This is a genomic window from Amycolatopsis sp. NPDC051061 (assembly GCF_040682935.1).
In the GTDB taxonomy this organism is placed as follows: domain Bacteria; phylum Actinomycetota; class Actinomycetes; order Mycobacteriales; family Pseudonocardiaceae; genus Amycolatopsis.
This window is the reverse complement of record NZ_JBFBBZ010000003.1, coordinates 170,998-185,855: the sequence shown is the minus strand read 5'-3', so window position 1 is coordinate 185,855 and position 14,858 is coordinate 170,998. Positions and strand designations below refer to the sequence as shown.

The 14,858-nt window shown below is 70.7% G+C and carries 10 protein-coding genes; 3 read left to right on the top strand and 7 right to left on the bottom strand.

All coding sequences use genetic code 11. The annotated features are described in order from the left end of the window. Positions 1–66: 66 nt before the first annotated feature. The 4 genes from AB0N03_RS05565 to AB0N03_RS05550 are packed head-to-tail and all read right to left on the bottom strand — an operon-like array spanning position 67 to position 5,469. A complete protein-coding gene (locus AB0N03_RS05565) occupies positions 67–1,716 on the bottom strand; it encodes an ABC transporter ATP-binding protein (protein WP_364365864.1) in 1,650 nt (549 codons plus the stop codon). After that, entirely contained in the window at positions 1,713–2,609 is an 897-nt protein-coding gene (locus tag AB0N03_RS05560; protein WP_364365861.1) for an ABC transporter permease, read from the bottom strand. The genes AB0N03_RS05565 and AB0N03_RS05560 overlap by 4 nt, the downstream gene beginning before the upstream one ends. Beyond that, positions 2,606–3,631, bottom strand: coding sequence for an ABC transporter permease (locus AB0N03_RS05555; RefSeq protein WP_364365858.1), 1,026 nt, complete (start codon positions 3,629–3,631; stop codon positions 2,606–2,608). Before AB0N03_RS05555 ends, AB0N03_RS05560 begins: the two co-directional genes overlap by 4 nt. Positions 3,632–3,633: 2 nt before the next feature. After that, the gene (locus AB0N03_RS05550) at positions 3,634–5,469 is read right to left on the bottom strand and encodes an ABC transporter substrate-binding protein (RefSeq protein WP_364365855.1); all 1,836 of its coding nucleotides are present in this window, start codon (positions 5,467–5,469) and stop codon (positions 3,634–3,636) included. Between the two features lie 169 nt (positions 5,470–5,638). Here AB0N03_RS05550 and AB0N03_RS05545 point away from each other — a divergent pair, with 169 nt between their 5' ends. Beyond that, positions 5,639–6,466 (top strand): M55 family metallopeptidase, encoded by an 828-nt coding sequence (locus AB0N03_RS05545; protein WP_364365852.1) that lies wholly within the window; start codon positions 5,639–5,641, stop codon positions 6,464–6,466. Further along, positions 6,459–7,775 carry a M20/M25/M40 family metallo-hydrolase gene (locus tag AB0N03_RS05540; protein ID WP_364365849.1) on the top strand — a complete coding sequence of 439 codons (1,317 nt, stop codon included), beginning with the start codon at positions 6,459–6,461 and terminating at the stop codon, positions 7,773–7,775. The genes AB0N03_RS05545 and AB0N03_RS05540 overlap by 8 nt, the downstream gene beginning before the upstream one ends. On the opposite strand, the gene AB0N03_RS05535 is transcribed toward AB0N03_RS05540, so the two are convergent. From AB0N03_RS05535 to AB0N03_RS05525, 3 genes are read right to left on the bottom strand one after another with little or no spacing between them, the layout of a single operon-like run. Then, positions 7,772–8,044: a hypothetical protein gene (locus AB0N03_RS05535; RefSeq protein WP_364365846.1), complete on the bottom strand. Its 273-nt coding sequence runs from the start codon at positions 8,042–8,044 to the stop codon at positions 7,772–7,774. The two genes, AB0N03_RS05540 and AB0N03_RS05535, sit on opposite strands and share 4 nt — an antisense overlap. A 31-nt stretch (positions 8,045–8,075) precedes the next feature. Beyond that, the gene (locus AB0N03_RS05530) at positions 8,076–8,714 is read right to left on the bottom strand and encodes a class I SAM-dependent methyltransferase (RefSeq protein WP_364365843.1); all 639 of its coding nucleotides are present in this window, start codon (positions 8,712–8,714) and stop codon (positions 8,076–8,078) included. 42 nt (positions 8,715–8,756) lie between these two features. Continuing rightward, on the bottom strand, positions 8,757–10,376 hold the full coding sequence (locus AB0N03_RS05525) for a tannase/feruloyl esterase family alpha/beta hydrolase (RefSeq protein WP_364365840.1): 1,620 nt from the start codon (positions 10,374–10,376) through the stop codon (positions 8,757–8,759). Between the two features lie 145 nt (positions 10,377–10,521). Here AB0N03_RS05525 and AB0N03_RS05520 point away from each other — a divergent pair, with 145 nt between their 5' ends. Continuing rightward, positions 10,522–14,835 carry a GH92 family glycosyl hydrolase gene (locus tag AB0N03_RS05520; RefSeq protein ID WP_364365837.1) on the top strand — a complete coding sequence of 1,438 codons (4,314 nt, stop codon included), beginning with the start codon at positions 10,522–10,524 and terminating at the stop codon, positions 14,833–14,835. Positions 14,836–14,858 lie beyond the last annotated feature (23 nt).

Genomic DNA, 14,858 nt, shown 5'->3' with positions numbered 1-14,858 from the left:
CAGTGTCAGGTTTCGGGGTACCACAGCCGGCAGACGCGGCGGGGCGGGACGAGTGGCACCGCGGGGTCAGTTCGGGACGGTGCGGCGCTGGGCGGTGCCGCCGGGCAGGGCGGCCAGCAGGGACTTCGTGTACTCGTGCCGCGGGTCGAGCAGGACCTGTTCCACCGTCCCGGTTTCGACGAGCTCGCCGCGGTACATCACGGCGACGCGGTCGGCGATGTTCCAGGCCAGCCCCAGGTCGTGGGTGATCACCAGAGCCGCCAGCCCGAGCTCGCGGCGCAGCCGCAGCAGCAGCCCGAGGATCTCGCCGCGCACGGACGCGTCCAGCGACGCGACCGGCTCGTCGGCCACCACGACCGACGGCTCGAGCGCCAGCGCGCCGGCGATCACGACGCGCTGGCGCTGGCCGCCGGAGAGCTGGTGCGGGAGCCGGTCGGCGTACTTCTCCGCCGGCCGCAGTTCCGCGGCTTCCAGGGCCCGGTGGACGACCGCGCGCTCGTCGGCCAGCTTGTGGATCCGTGGTCCCTCGGCGACGGCCTCGTAGACCGTGTGGGCCGGGTTCAGCGCACTGGTCGGGTCCTGCAGGACGAGCTGGACCTGCCGGCGGTAGGCCTTGAGCCCGGCGCCGCCGGAGGGAACCGGGTTCCCGGCGTAGCGGACCACGCCGGAGTCGGGTTTCTGCAGGCCGAGCAGGGTGCGGGCGAGGGTCGTCTTGCCGGAGCCGGACTGGCCGACCAGCGCGACGATCTCGTCGCGCGACACCGTGAGGTCGACCCCGGCGACGGCGTCGATCCGCTTGCCGGTGCGGTCGCGAAAGGACACCCGCAGGTTCTCCGCGGCCAGCAGCGGCTCCCCCACCACCCTTTCCGAAGGCTCGGGCGGCAGGGGGTTGCTGGTGGCCGGGGCGAAGCGCGACACCGGGTCGCCGACCGTCGGGAACGCGGCCGCGAGCGCCCGGGTGTGCTCGTGCTTCGGTGAGCCCATGACCTCGGCGCTGGGGCCTTCTTCGACGATCTGCCCGTCGTACATCACGGCGATGCGCTTGCAGGTGGCGGCGAGGACCGAGAGGTCGTGGCTGATCATGATCAGGCCGATGTCCTGCTCGGCGACCAGGCGGGAGAGCAGGTCGAGGACCTGGGCCTGGACGATGACGTCGAGGGCGGTGGTGGGCTCGTCGGCGATGATCAGCCGGGGCGAGCAGGCCAGGGCCATCGCGATCATGACGCGCTGCTTCTGCCCGCCCGAGAGCTCGTGGGGGTAGGCGCCGGCCCGGCCCGGGGGCAGGTCGACCTGGGTGAGCAGCTCGGCGACGCGGGCATCGACTTCGGCGTCGGTGAGGGACTTCCCGGAGGGCGGGTGCAGCCGCAGGGGCTCGGCGATCTGGTCGCCGATCTTGCGGACCGGGTTGAGGGCGTGCATGGCGCCCTGGAACACCACCGACGCCTCGGCCCAGCGGACCGCGCGCAGGCGGCCCCACTTCATGGCGGTGACGTCTTCGCCGTCGAGGACGATCTCACCGGTGATCGTCGCCGTGGAGGGCAGCAGCCGCAGGACGCTCATCGCGACGGTGGACTTGCCCGAGCCGGACTCCCCCGCCACGCCGAGGGTGCCGCCGGGGTCGAGGGTGAGGTCGACGCCGCGGACGGCGGGTACCTCCTGCTCGCCGACCGCGTAGGTGACGTTGAGGTCCTTGAGCTGCAGCAGCGGGGTGGTCACTTCTTCAACCTCGGGTTGAGCACGGTCTCCAGTCCCCGGCCGACCAGGGTGAAGAAGAGGACGACGAGGACGATCGCGATGCCCGGCGGGAGCACGTTCCACCACGCGCCGCGGCTGATGGCGCCGTTGTTGAGCGCGCTTTCCAGCACCAGGCCCCAGGTGACGGAGTTGGGGTCGCCGACGCCGAGGAACGACAGGGTCGCGTCGGCGATGACCGCGTTGCCGACCACGAGCGTGGTGTTGGCCAGGACCAGGGGCATGACGCCGGGCAGGACGTGCTTGCCGATGACGTGCAGGTGGCCGCCGCCGAGGGCGTGGGACCGCTCGATGTAGGGGCGGCTCTCGATGGTCAGCGTCTGTGCCCGGACGAGCCGGGCGGTGCTCGGCCAGGCGGTGAGCCCGATGGCGACGATGATCGTGCCGACGCCCTTGGGCAGCACCGCCGAGAGGGCGATCGCGAGGATCAGCGACGGCAGGACCAGGAAGAAGTCGGTGAACCGCAGGAGCGTCGCCGACACCCAGCCGCCGAAGTGCGCGGCGGTGATCCCGATGACGGTGCCGATGACGACCGACAGCAGCGCCGCGGAGAACCCGACGAGCAGCGAGATCCGGCTGCCCCAGACGGTCATCAGCAGCACCGACCGGCCGAAGTTGTCGGTGCCGAGCCAGAAGTCGCCGGTGGGCGGCGACAGCGGCTCGCCGGTCGCCTTGGTGACGTCGAGGCCGCTCTCGTCGCTGATCAGCGGCAGCAGCAGCGCGACGACGACGGTGGCGCCGAGCAGGATCAGCCCGACCAGCGCGGCGCGCTGCCCGGCGAACTCCTGCCAGGTCCGGGCGATCGACGCGCGCCGGCGGCTCCAGGCGATCTGCCGGGGGGTCTCGGCGGTGGTCATGAGGTACGCACCCTCGGGTCGAGCACGCGGTAGAGCAGCTCCGCGAGCAGGTTCATCAGCACCACCGCGCTCGCCAGCACGGTGAACACGCCTTGGAGCACCGGCAGGTCGGGTCCGTGCAGCGCGTCGTAGGTGAGCTGGCCGAGCCCGGGCCAGCTGAACACGGCCTCGACGGTGACCGCGCCGGAGACAACCATGCCGAACTGCATGAACACCAGCGTGGTGGTCGGCAGCAGGGCGTTCGGGACGGCGTGGCGGCGACGCACGAGGTCCTCGCGCAGGCCCTTGGCGCGGGCGGTCGTGAGGTAGTCGGCGTTCATCTCCCCCAGCAGCGACGACCGCATGATCAGCATGTACTGGGCGTAGAACACCGCCAGCAGCGTCACGCACGGCAGCACCAGGTGGTGCAGGACGTCGAGGGTCTGGGAGAGGACGTCGGGCGCGGCGTCCGGGGAGTGCATGCCGCGGCTGGGGAACAGGCCGTTGGTCACGACGAGCAGCATCAGGCCGAGCCAGAACTGCGGGACCGACCAGAGGGTCAGCGCGATCCCGGTCTGGGTGCGGTCGAAGAGGCTGTCGCGGCGCCAGGCGGCGCGGATGCCCAGCCACAGGCCGATGACGACGGCCAGGATGGTGGCGCTGCCGACGAGCAGGATGGTCGGCCAGAGCCGCTCGCCGATCATGTCGGCGACCGGGCGGCCGTTGTTGAGCAGCCGGGACTCACCGAGGTCACCGTGCAGCAGGTTCCAGAAGTACTGGCCGAACTGGACGAAGACGGGCTTGTCGACGCCCATCTTCTCGCGCAGCTCGGCGATCTGCTGGGGGCTGGTGACGCGGTCGCGGGTCATCGCGGCGACCGGGTCGCCGGGCAGCATGCGGAAGAGGAAGAAGAACAGCACGACCACCAGCACGACGCTGATGACCGCTTCGAGGATCTTCTTGAGCACGAACCGGGCGGTGCCGGTCCCGCCGCGGCGCTCGTCGGGATCGACGAGCACCGCGGCTTGTTCGGGGGCGGTCATTCTTACTCGCGGTCTTCCGAGGCCTTGTTCCGGCGGCTGATGACGACTCCGCCGACGACGATGATCACCACGACGATCGCGCCGACGACGATCCACACGACGGTGCCGCTGCTGCCGGAGTCGGCCGACGTGGCCTCGGTGCCGGCCGGGGTGGCACCGTAGACGCCCCAGTAGCCGGTCTGCTCGAGGATCGCGCCCTTGGGCTGCGGCTGGGTCGTGAAGCCGGAGAACTTGTCGGAGCGGTAGGCCTCGAGCGCGTTCTGGTAGTCGAGCACGATCGTCGGAAACTGGCCGTAGAGCCGGGCCTGGGCCTGCTTGACGTAGCCGGCGCGCTTCGCGTCGTCGGTCTCGGTGAGCTGCTTCTTGTAGAGCTCGTCGTACTGGGCGTCGCAGAAGAACGTGTCGGTGCTGCCGCCCTTGCCGTCCGCGCTGGGACGTGCGGCGCAGGTGTGCAGCGAGAGCGCGTAGTCCGGGTCCGGGTTGGTGCCGTAGCCGCCGATGGCGAGGTCGTACTTGCCGGTGGAGGTGCGGTCGGACAGCTCGTCGTCGGAGACCAGGTCCTGCTTGACGGTGATGCCGATGTCCTTGAGCCAGCCGGACACGTACTGGGCGACGCCCTGGTCGTAGCTGCGGTTGGAGTGCCCGGTCAGGCGCAGCTCCAGCTTCGCGCCGCCGGGAGCGGTGCGGACGCCGTCCGGGCCCTTCTTGTAGCCGGCCTGCTCGAGGGTCGTGTTGGCGGCGGCGAGGTCGAACTTGACCTTCTCGGTGTCGCTGGGGTCCCAGTGGTAGGCGCTGTAGACCGGCGGCACGACGCCGCCGCCGACCTGGCCGAGGCCCTTGAGCACCTTGTCGACCAGCGACTGCGTGTCGACGGCCTGGGTGATGGCCTTGCGGACGTTGATGTCCTTGAGCACCGGGTTGCCGTCACCGATGGGGTTGTTCGAGCTGTCGGTGACGCCGAAGTTGAACGCGAGCTCGTCGTAGCGGCGGCCGGGGGCGGCGTTGGTGGTGATGCCGTCCTGGCCCTGCAGCGCGGCGAACTGGTTGGGGTTGAGCCGGTTGATGACGTCGACTTCGCCCTGCTTGAGGGCGTTGACCGCGGCCTCGGTGTCCTTGAACTGCAGCAGCTGCAGCTCGTCGACCTTCGGCGCCCCGCGCCAGTACTCCTTGTTGGCCTTGAGCTTGACGTACTCGTTCTGCTTGTACTCGGTGACCTGGTACGGACCGTCGGCGACGCCGGCGATGGCCAGTTCGTCGGTCTTCGGGTCCTTGAGGTCCTTGACCGGCTCCCAGATGTGCTGCGGCACGATCGGGACGTCGAGCAGGTTCATGTTGACCTGGACGGTCTTGGTCTTGATGACGAGCGTGGTGTCGTCGGGCGCGGTGACCGTCTCGAAGTTGGCCACGTAGTTGCCGTTGGCGGTGCGGGCGTTCTCGTCGGTGAGCATCCGGTTGAAGGTGAACGCCGCGTCCTTGGCGGTCACCGGCTGCCCGTCGCTCCACTTGACGCCGCCGCGGATCTTGAACGTCCAGGTCAGCTTGTCGGGTGACGGGGTCCAGGACTCGGCGAGGGCGGGCGAAGCCTCGGCCTTCTCCGCGTTCGGGACGGTGAGGAACTCGTAGGTGAACCGGCCGATCTGCGTCGAGGCGGCGAGCACGGCGGTGAACGGGTTCAGGTGGTCGATGCCGGTGGTCAGCGCGACCCGCAGCACCTTGCCCTGCTGGGCCTGGGCGGGCGCGGCGAGCGGGAGCGCCGCCATCGTCGCGGCCGCGACGACCGCGCCCACGCGGCCGAAGCGCCCGATTCTGCGTTGGAAATGCACCAAAAACCACCCCATCGTTCTCGCTGTGAGCCTCCCCAAGGACGAGAAGTAACCACATACCCGGACAACCGCGCAATATGTTGCCGCCTCGGCAGGTGTCCGATCGTTATCGATCGGCTTCGGTGACCCACCGTCACCGGGGAGCCGTGCCCCGGGCCGCGGCGGCCTGGCTAGAGTGCCGGGCATGCGCATCATGGTCTCGGCGGACATGGAGGGCGCCACCGGCGTCACCTGGACCGACGACGTCGTGCCCGGTTCGCCGCAGTGGGACCGCTTCCGGCGGCTGTTCACCGGCGACGTCAACGCGGTGCTGGCCGGGCTGCACGAGGCCGGAGCCAGTGATGTCCTGGTCAACGAGGCGCATTCGTCGCAGCGGAACCTGCTGCTGGAGGACCTCGACCCGCGGGCGCGGATGCTGACCGGGCGGCACAAGCCGCTGTCGATGATGCAGGGCGTCGACTCCGGTGTGGACGGTGTGGTGTTCCTGGGCTACCACGCCGGTGCCGGGTTCGACGGGGTGCTTTCCCACACCTACCTGGAGAACCAGATCACCGGGGTGTGGCTGGACGACGTCCCGGCGAGCGAAGGCCGGCTCAACGCGGCGATGGCCGCGGAGTACGGCGTCCCCGTCCTGCTCGTTTCGGGTGACGACAAAACGTGTGACGACGCCCGCGACTACGCTCCGGAGGCCGAGCTGGTCCAGGTGAAGGAGTGCGTGAGCCGGTACGCGGCGATCTGCCTGCCGCCGGCGCGCACGGCGGACCTGCTGACCGCCGCGGCGGCCGAGGCGATGGCGCGGGCCGGCCGGGAAGAGCGGCAGGTCGGGGCGCACCGGATCGAGGTCGAGTTCGACGCGAGCCACCTGGCGCAGGCGACGGCGGTGATCCCGACGGTGGAGCAGATCGGTACCCGCCGCGTCGGTTTCGACGCGGTGAACATGACCGAGGCGATGAAGGCGTTCAAGGTCGTCACGGCGATCGCGGCGGGGGCGGTGCAGGGTATCTATGGCTGACCGGGCTGACGGGGCTGACGCTGTCGAGCTGTGCGCGGACCTGATCCGGTTCGACACGACCAACCGCGGGAACAACGACGCTTCTCCCGAGCGGCCGGCCGCGGAGTACGTGGCGGCGTTCCTGGACTCCCTCGGCATCCCGTCGAAGATCCTGGAAGCCGCGCCCGGCCGGGCCAGCGTGATCGCCCGCGTGCCCGGCACCGATCCGTCGCTGCCCGCGCTGCTGGTGCAGGGGCACCTCGACGTCGTGCCGGCCGATGCCGCGGACTGGTCGGTGGACCCGTTCTCCGGCGAGGTCCGCGACGGCTACCTGTGGGGCCGCGGCGCCACCGACATGAAGGACTTCGTGGCGATGGTGCTCGCCGCGCTGGCCGGCGGGGTGCGGCCGCGGCGCGAGCTGGTGCTGGCGTTCGTCGCCGACGAGGAGGACCGCGGCGAGTGGGGCGCGCACTGGCTGGTGGCCACGCATCCCGAGCTGTTCGAAGGCTGCGAGGCGGCGATCAGCGAGTCGGGCGGCTACACCTACCACGTGCCCGCCGCGGACGGCCGTGACGTGCACCTGTACCCGATCGGGACGGCCGAGCGCGGGACGGCGCACCTGCGCCTGACCGCGCGCGGCCGCGCCGGGCACGGGTCACGGCCCAACGACGAGAACGCCGTCACCCGGTTGGTGGGCGCGCTGCACCGGATCGCCGCGCACCGCTGGCCGGTGACGCTGACCCCGGCGGTGCGGGCGTTCCTGGAGCGGACCGGCGCCGCGCTGGGCGTGCCGGTCGATCTGTCCTCTTCGGACGGGGTGGACGCGGCGGTGGCGGCGCTGGGCCCGGCGGGCGGGCTGGTGGCGCCGACGGTCCGCACCAGCACGACCCCGACGATGCTCGACGCGGGCTACAAGGTGAACGTGATCCCGTCGACGGCGACCGCGCAGGTGGACGTGCGGGTGCTGCCGGGCACCGAGGAGTCGTTGTTCGGTGCTTTGGACGAGCTGCTCGGCGACGGGGTGACGCGGGAGTTCGTGGCGCACCAGCCGCCGGTGCAGGCCCCGGTGGACTCGCCGTGGTTCTCCGCGATGGCCGGCGCGCTGCGCGCGGAGGACCCGGAGGCCGTGGTGGTGCCGTACTGCCTGGGCGGCGGGACGGACGCGAAGGCGTTCGCCCAATTGGGGATCGCGAACTACGGGTTCGCGCCGCTGTGGCTGCCCAAGGGCTTCCCGTACCGGGCGATGGCGCACGGGGTGGACGAGCGGGTCCCGGTGGAGGGCCTGCACTTCGGGACGCGGGTGCTGTCGAGGTTCCTCGCGGACTGCTAGACCTGCGACTCGGCGCCGACCTCGGCCACGTCCCAGACGACGCACCGCACGCCGGGCTGCTCGGTGAACCCGCCGTCGAGCATCTCCTGGTGGTAGCGACGGGCGTTGGCCTCGTCGGCGTAGACCTGGATCATGTGGCCGTCGAGGGTCCAGGTCCCGTGGACGAAACCCGGCGTGCCGACCTTGCTCGAGGCCATGAGCGGCACCTGGGCGCGCAGCTCGTCGAGCTTCTCCGGCGCGATGTCCCAGACTCCGATAACGGCCCACATGCCCTCTGAGTCGGCCGCGCGAGGGCCGCCGTTACCGGGTGAACGTCGCCCAGTGGCGGGCGCCGTCCCGGATGCGCTCCAGGCTCACCGGCTCGACGCCGTCCTGGGCGACCGACTCGACTTCCGCGCGGCAGAACGGCCACGGCGGGCTCTGCCACGTCGCCATGTCGAAGTGCTCCTCCGCGACCTCGGACACGATCAGCGTGCCGCCCGGGGCGAGGAACCCGGCCAGCGACGTCAGCGCGGCGGGCCGGAAGTCGCGCGGCATCGCCTGGATGTTCATAATCTCCACGACCAGGTCGAACGCCTGGTGCCACTCCCCCGGCGGATTCAGCAGGTCCGCCACCACGTAGTCCACTGTGGACTCCGGGAACCGGGCGCGGGCGGCCGCCACCGCGGTCGGGGCGACGTCGAAGCCCGTCACCGTCCAGCCCGCCGACGCCAGCAGTTCCGAGTCGTCGCCCAGCGCACTGCCGACGACCAGCGCTCGACGGCCGTTCCCGGGGGTGACCCAGGCGGCCAGGTCCGCGGTGGGTGCGCCGCGGGTCCACGGCACCTCGGCCTCGCCGCGTTCGGCGGCGGTGTAGAGCTGCTCGAACCACCCGGTCGGGTTGCCCTCGGCGAGGGAGGCGCGGGCGAGGACTCGGTCAGCGGGGTCCGGCGTCGTCATGATCGTGACCTTAGCGACGACGCCGGGCCCGCGTGACCGCTTTTACCGGGCGACCGGGCCGGGGATCGCGTACAGCCGGTCGCCGGCCCAGCCGACGACGTCGTGCGGCGGCGAGGACGGCGGTGCCGGGCGGAAGTTGGCCGCGTCGTCGACGCTGCCGGTGCCGTCGTAGACCGCGCGCTGCGGGTAGGTGAACACCGGCCGGGTACGGGTGACGGCGCCGGTGGCGTCGCGGCCGGTCGCGGTCACCTTCGTGGGCGCGGTGCCGCGTTCGACCCAGGCGACCAGCTCGCGCAGCGGGTCGAACTCGGTGAGCGTGGTGCCGCCGCCGCAGTGGTAGAGCGACGGGACCATGAACAGCCGCGCCCAATCCTGGGGCCGGCCGTGGGTGAGGCGCTGGTAGTAGTCGAGCGTGCCGGCCGGCGGGATGGCCTCGTCGGCCCAGCCGTGCCACAGCACGAGCTTGCCGCCGCGGCGCTGGAAGGCCGACAGGTCGAGGCTCATCGCGTTGTACCGGACGCCGACCGGGGTGAGCCGGTCGAACTCGCGACGGGTGAAGGCGAAGTCATCGACCTTCGACGCCGGGGCGCCGATCGGGTAGCCGAGGTACTTCAGGTAGTTGTCGGCGAGGCTGCGCGCGAAGGCGACGCCGCCGGTCTCGGGGACACCGATGATCCACCCGGCCCAGGACAGTTCCGACCCGCGCAGCTGGCCACCCGGGTAGAGCAGCGTGCCGTGGGCGTCGGTGGGCGGCGAGTAGAGCTTGCGGGTCGCGGTGACCTGCGCTCGCGTGAGGCACGCCGGGGTGTCCGCGCCGGCGCAGGTCAGTTTCGCCGGGTCGAAGCGGCACGCGCGTGGGCCGTCGGCGAGCCCGTCGAGGCGGTCGCAGGCGGCGAGGACGGCGTCGTGGAGGGCGGGCAGCTTCGCGGCGGTGAGGATCGGGCTGCCGTCGGCGGCGGTGTTCACCCGCGCGAGCCACGTCTGGTACTCGCCGAGCAACGGCCCCCAGTAGCCGGCGGGGGCGCCGGCGACGATGCCGTCGAAGTCGGCCGGGTAGCGCTGAGCCAGCTGGAGGCCTTCGCGGCCGCCGTCGGAGCAGCCGGTGAAGTACGACTTCTTCGGCGGCGAGCCGTAGAACGCCTGGATGATCGCCTTCGAGGCGCGCGCGACGACGTGGGGTGCGCGGAACTCGAAGTCGTTGCGGGCGGCCTGGTCGTTGGCGCCCCAGCTGCCGTCGTCGACGACGGCGGGGGTGGTGCCGACGTGCCCGTCGTCGGTGGCCGCGACCGCGACGTCACCGCCGTGGGGCAGGTCGCAGTCGGCGAAGGCGGGCGGGGTGATCAGGCCGCAGAAGCCGCCGCAGCCGTACTGCAGGTAGCGGCCGGCGTAGGTCCGGGTGGGCAGCCGCAGCTCGAAGCGGACGGCGGGCTCGACGTAGCCCCGCACCCCGCAGTACTCGGGATCGGTGCCGGTCGCGGCGACGACGGCCGCCGAGGTGACGTGGGTGGTGGCGCCCGGGAGGGCGAACCCGCGGACCAGGTCGCCGCAGGCGGTGATCGGCCGGACGGGGGACTCCGTCGCGGCGGTGGCGGCCACCGGCGTGAACCCGGCGGTGGCGAGTGTGAGTGTGACGACGGCGGTGAAGATCCGGACTGTTCTCATCGGGGCCCTTCCCCTCGGTTGTCCAGTTCTGGCCAGGTTTGGCGGCCGGTCTTGACATCGATGTCACCCGCGCGTTTCGCTCTCTGGGCACCGCCGGTCCCCGTCCGTCGGTCCCCTAGTTCACCCTCCAGAGCTTGGAGCAACGATGCCCCGAAGCGCCAGACCGCCGGTCGCTTTCCTGGTGACCGCCGCCGTGGTCGCCGCCGGCCTGGTCGCCGCCCTCCCCGCGACGGCGTCCGCGGCCGAAGAAGCCTTGCCGGCCGATTTCTCGTCCTCCTTCGAGGCCGGTGACGTCCAGCCGACGTGGACCGACACCGTCGACACCGACGCGGCGGGCAAGCCGTGGGCGTTCGGCATCAACGGCGCCAACGGCACCGCGATCCCCGGCGACATCCGCGGCAAGGTCACCGAGAGCAGCGGCAGCAGCGAGAACACCGACGGCGGCGAAGTGGTCTCGAACCTCTTCGACGGCACCACGGACACGAAGTGGCTGTCCTGGGATCCGACGGCGTCGGCGCAGGTCACGCTGTCGGAGGCCACCTCGATCACGCACTACGCGCTCTCCTCGGCCAACGACTTCGACGAGCGCGACCCGAAGGACTGGACGCTGCAGGGCTCGAACGACGCGAGCGCGTGGACCGATCTGGACAAGCAGACCGGCCAGGCGTTCACCGCGCGGTTCCAGCAGAAGGACTACAAGCTGGCCGCGCCGACCGCGGCCTACAAGTACTACCGGCTGGACATCACGGCCAACAACGGCGGCCCGATCCTGCAGCTCTCGGAGCTGCTGCTGGCCAACGACGACCCGGCCCCGCCGCCGCTGCCGAACATGCGCAGCTTCACCGACTCCGGCCCGACCAGCGGCTACACGAACAAGAACCGCGTCGGCTACACCGGGCTCAAGGCGTTCCGCTACTCCGGCAGCCAGACCGTCGCCGGCCACGGCTGGTCCTACAACAAGGTCTTCGACGTCGACGTGCCCGTCGTCGCCTCGACCGAGCTCTCCTACAAGGTGCAGCCGCAGTTCATCACCGGCGACCTGAAGTACCAGAGCACGAACGTCGCGATCGACCTCGCCTTCACCGACGGCACCTACCTGCGCAACCTCGGCGCGACCGACCAGTACGGCTTCCCGCTGACGCCGGACGGCCAGGGCAAGAGCAAGGTCCTCTACACCAACCAGTGGAACCTCGTGCGCTCGGCGATCGGCACGGTCGCCAAGGGCAAGACGATCGACCGGATCCTCGTCGGCTACGACAACCCGGACGGCCCCGGCTCGCTGCAGGGCTGGCTGGACGACGTGAAGGTCTCGGCCACGCCGACGCCGCCGTCGAGCACCCGCCCGAGCGACAACGTGCTCACCACGCGGGGCACGATGGCCAACAGCACGTTCTCCCGGGGCAACAACTTCCCGGCCACGGCGGTGCCGCACGGGTTCAACTTCTGGACCCCGGTGACCGACGCCGGGTCGAGCAGCTGGCTCTACAACTACAGCACCAACAACAACGCGCAGAACCTCCCGCAGCTGCAGGCGTTCAGCGTGAGCCACGAGCCGAGCCCGTGGATGGGCGACCGGGAGTCCTTCCAGGTGATGCCGTCCGCGGCCACCGGGGTGCCCGACGCCAACCGCGCCAACCGGGCCCTGGCGTTCAAGCACGACAACGAAACCGCCCGCGCGCACTACTACGGCGTGCAGTTCGAGAACGGCATCAAGACCGAGATCGCGCCGACCGACCACGCGGCGATGATGAAGTTCTCCTTCCCGGGGGCGGACTCGAGCCTGATCTTCGACAGCGTCAACAACTCGGCCGGGCTGACGCTCGACCCGGCCACCGGCACGCTCTCGGGCTACACCGAGACCAACGTGTACGCCGGGGCGGGCCGGATGTTCGTCTACGCGACGTTCGACAAGCCGGTCACCGCGGGCGGCAAGCTCACCGGGCAGGGCCGCGACAACGTCACCGGTTACCTGCGGTTCGCCGCCGGCGCCGACAAGACCGTGAACATGCGGATCGCGACGTCGCTGATCAGCCTCGAGCAGGCGAAAAAGAACCTCGCGCAGGAGATCGCCCCGGCCGCGACCTTCGACTCCGTGCGTGACGCCGCGCAGAAGGCGTGGGACGACCAGCTGAAGGTGATCGAGGTCGAGGGCGCGTCGAAGGACCAGCTCACGACGCTCTACTCGAACCTGTACCGGCTGTTCCTGTACCCGAACTCCGCGTTCGAGAACACCGGCACCGCCGGCAAGCCGGTCTACAAGTACGCGAGCCCGGTGTCGCCGAAGACCGGACAGGACACCGTGACCCAGACGGGGTCGAAGGTGGTCGACGGCCAGATCTACGTCAACAACGGGTTCTGGGACACCTACCGCACCACGTGGCCGGCGTACTCGCTGCTGACCCCCGACATGGCCGGGAAGATGATCGACGGCTTCGTCCAGCAGTACCGGGACGGCGGCTGGATCTCCCGGTGGTCGTCGCCGGGGTACGCGGACCTGATGACCGGCACCAGCGCGGACGTCGCGTTCGCCGACGCCTACCTCAAGGGCGTGAAGAACTTCGACGTCAAGTCGTTCTACGACGCGGCGCTGAAGGACGCGACGGTGACCCCGCCGAACAACGCCGTCGGCCGCAAGGGTCTCGACCAGGGCATCTTCCTCGGCTATTCCCCGAACACCGCCGAGCACGGGTTCTCCTGGTCGATCGAGGGTTACGTCAACGACTTCGGCATCGCGAACCTGTCGAAGAAGCTCTACGACGAAGCTCCCGCGAGCGACCCGCGCAAGCAGGAGTACCAGGCCAACTACGAGTACTTCACCAGCCGGGCCCAGCAGTACGTGAACGTGTTCGACCCGAGCGTCGGGTTCTTCCAGGGCCGCGACGCCGCCGGCAAGTTCGGCCGCACCCCGCAGGAATACGACCCGCGGGTGTGGGGCATCGACTACACCGAGACCGACGGCTGGGGCATGGCGTTCTCCGTGCCGCAGGACGGTCAGGGCCTGGCCAACCTCTACGGCGGCAAGGCGGGCCTGGCGAAGAAGCTGGACGGGTTCTTCGCCGACCAGGAGACCGCGAACTTCCCGGGCTCCTACGGTGGCGTGATCCACGAGATGCGGGAGGCGCGGGACGTGCGGATGGGCCAGCTCGGCCACTCCAACCAGGCCTCGCACCACACGCTCTACATGTACGACTACGCCGGTCAGCCGTCGAAGACGCAGGCGAAGGTCCGCGAGGCGCTCTCGCGGCTCTACACCGGCAGTGAGATCGGGCAGGGCTACGCGGGCGACGAGGACAACGGCGAGCAGTCGGCCTGGTGGACCTTCAGCGCGCTGGGCTTCTACCCGCTGCAGATGGGCAGCCCGAACTACGCGATCGGGTCGCCGCTGTTCAAGAAGGCCACGATCCACCTGGCCGGCGGCAAGGACCTGGTGATCAACGCGCCGAAGAACAACGCGAAGAACGTCTACGTCCAGGGTGTGAAGGTCAACGGCAAGGCGTACTCCTCGACGTCGCTGCCGCAGGACGTCATCGCGCGCGGTGGGGTCATCGACTTCGACATGGGCCCGAACCCCTCCAACTGGGGTACCGGTCCGAACGACGCACCGAAGTCGATCACCCAGGGCGACGCCGTCCCGGCGCCGCTGCACGACGAGACCGGGGCCGGCAAGGGCACGCTGTCCACTTCGGACGGTTCCGACGCCGGTGCGCTGCTCGACAACACCTCGCGCACCCAGGCCGCCGTCACCGGGGCCGTGCAGTACCAGCTGAACAACACCGACGAGGCCGTCACGGACTACACGCTGACGTCCCAGACCGGTGCGGGTGACCCGAAGAGCTGGACGCTGAAGGGCTCCTACGACGGCAAGACCTGGGCGGTGGCCGACCAGCAGACGAACCAGGCGTTCAGCTGGCGGCAGCAGACCCGCGCGTTCAAGGTGACCAACCCGGCGCACTACGCCTACTACAAGCTCGAAGTCACCGCGACCAGCGCCGGCGCCCCGGCGCAGCTGGCCGAGTTCGAGCTGCTGGGCAAGCCGGACGCCGCCTGCACGAAGACGATCACGGGCGCGTCGTCCGGGCCGCTCACGGTCTCGTCCGGCACGGTGTGCCTGCAGGACGCGACGGTGTCGGGCCCGGTGACCGTCTCGCCCGGCGCGTCGCTGATCGTGCGGGGCGGGGAGATCAAGGGCCCGCTCGCCGCCACGGGCGCGGGTCAGGTCGTGCTCAACCGCACGAAGGTCGGCGGCCCGGTGGCGATCACCGGGGCGACCGGCCAGGTGTCGATCGAGCTGACGACGGTCGGTGGCCCGGTCGCGCTGACCGCCAACCACGGGCCGGTGCTGACGTCGAGCACCATCGGCGGCCCGCTGGCCTGCGCGGCCAACTCGCCGGTCCCGACGGACTACGACCTGCCGAACACCGTCCGCGGCCCGTCCGCCGGACAGTGCGCGAAGATCTAGCCCACCGGTAGGTCCGTGAAGGC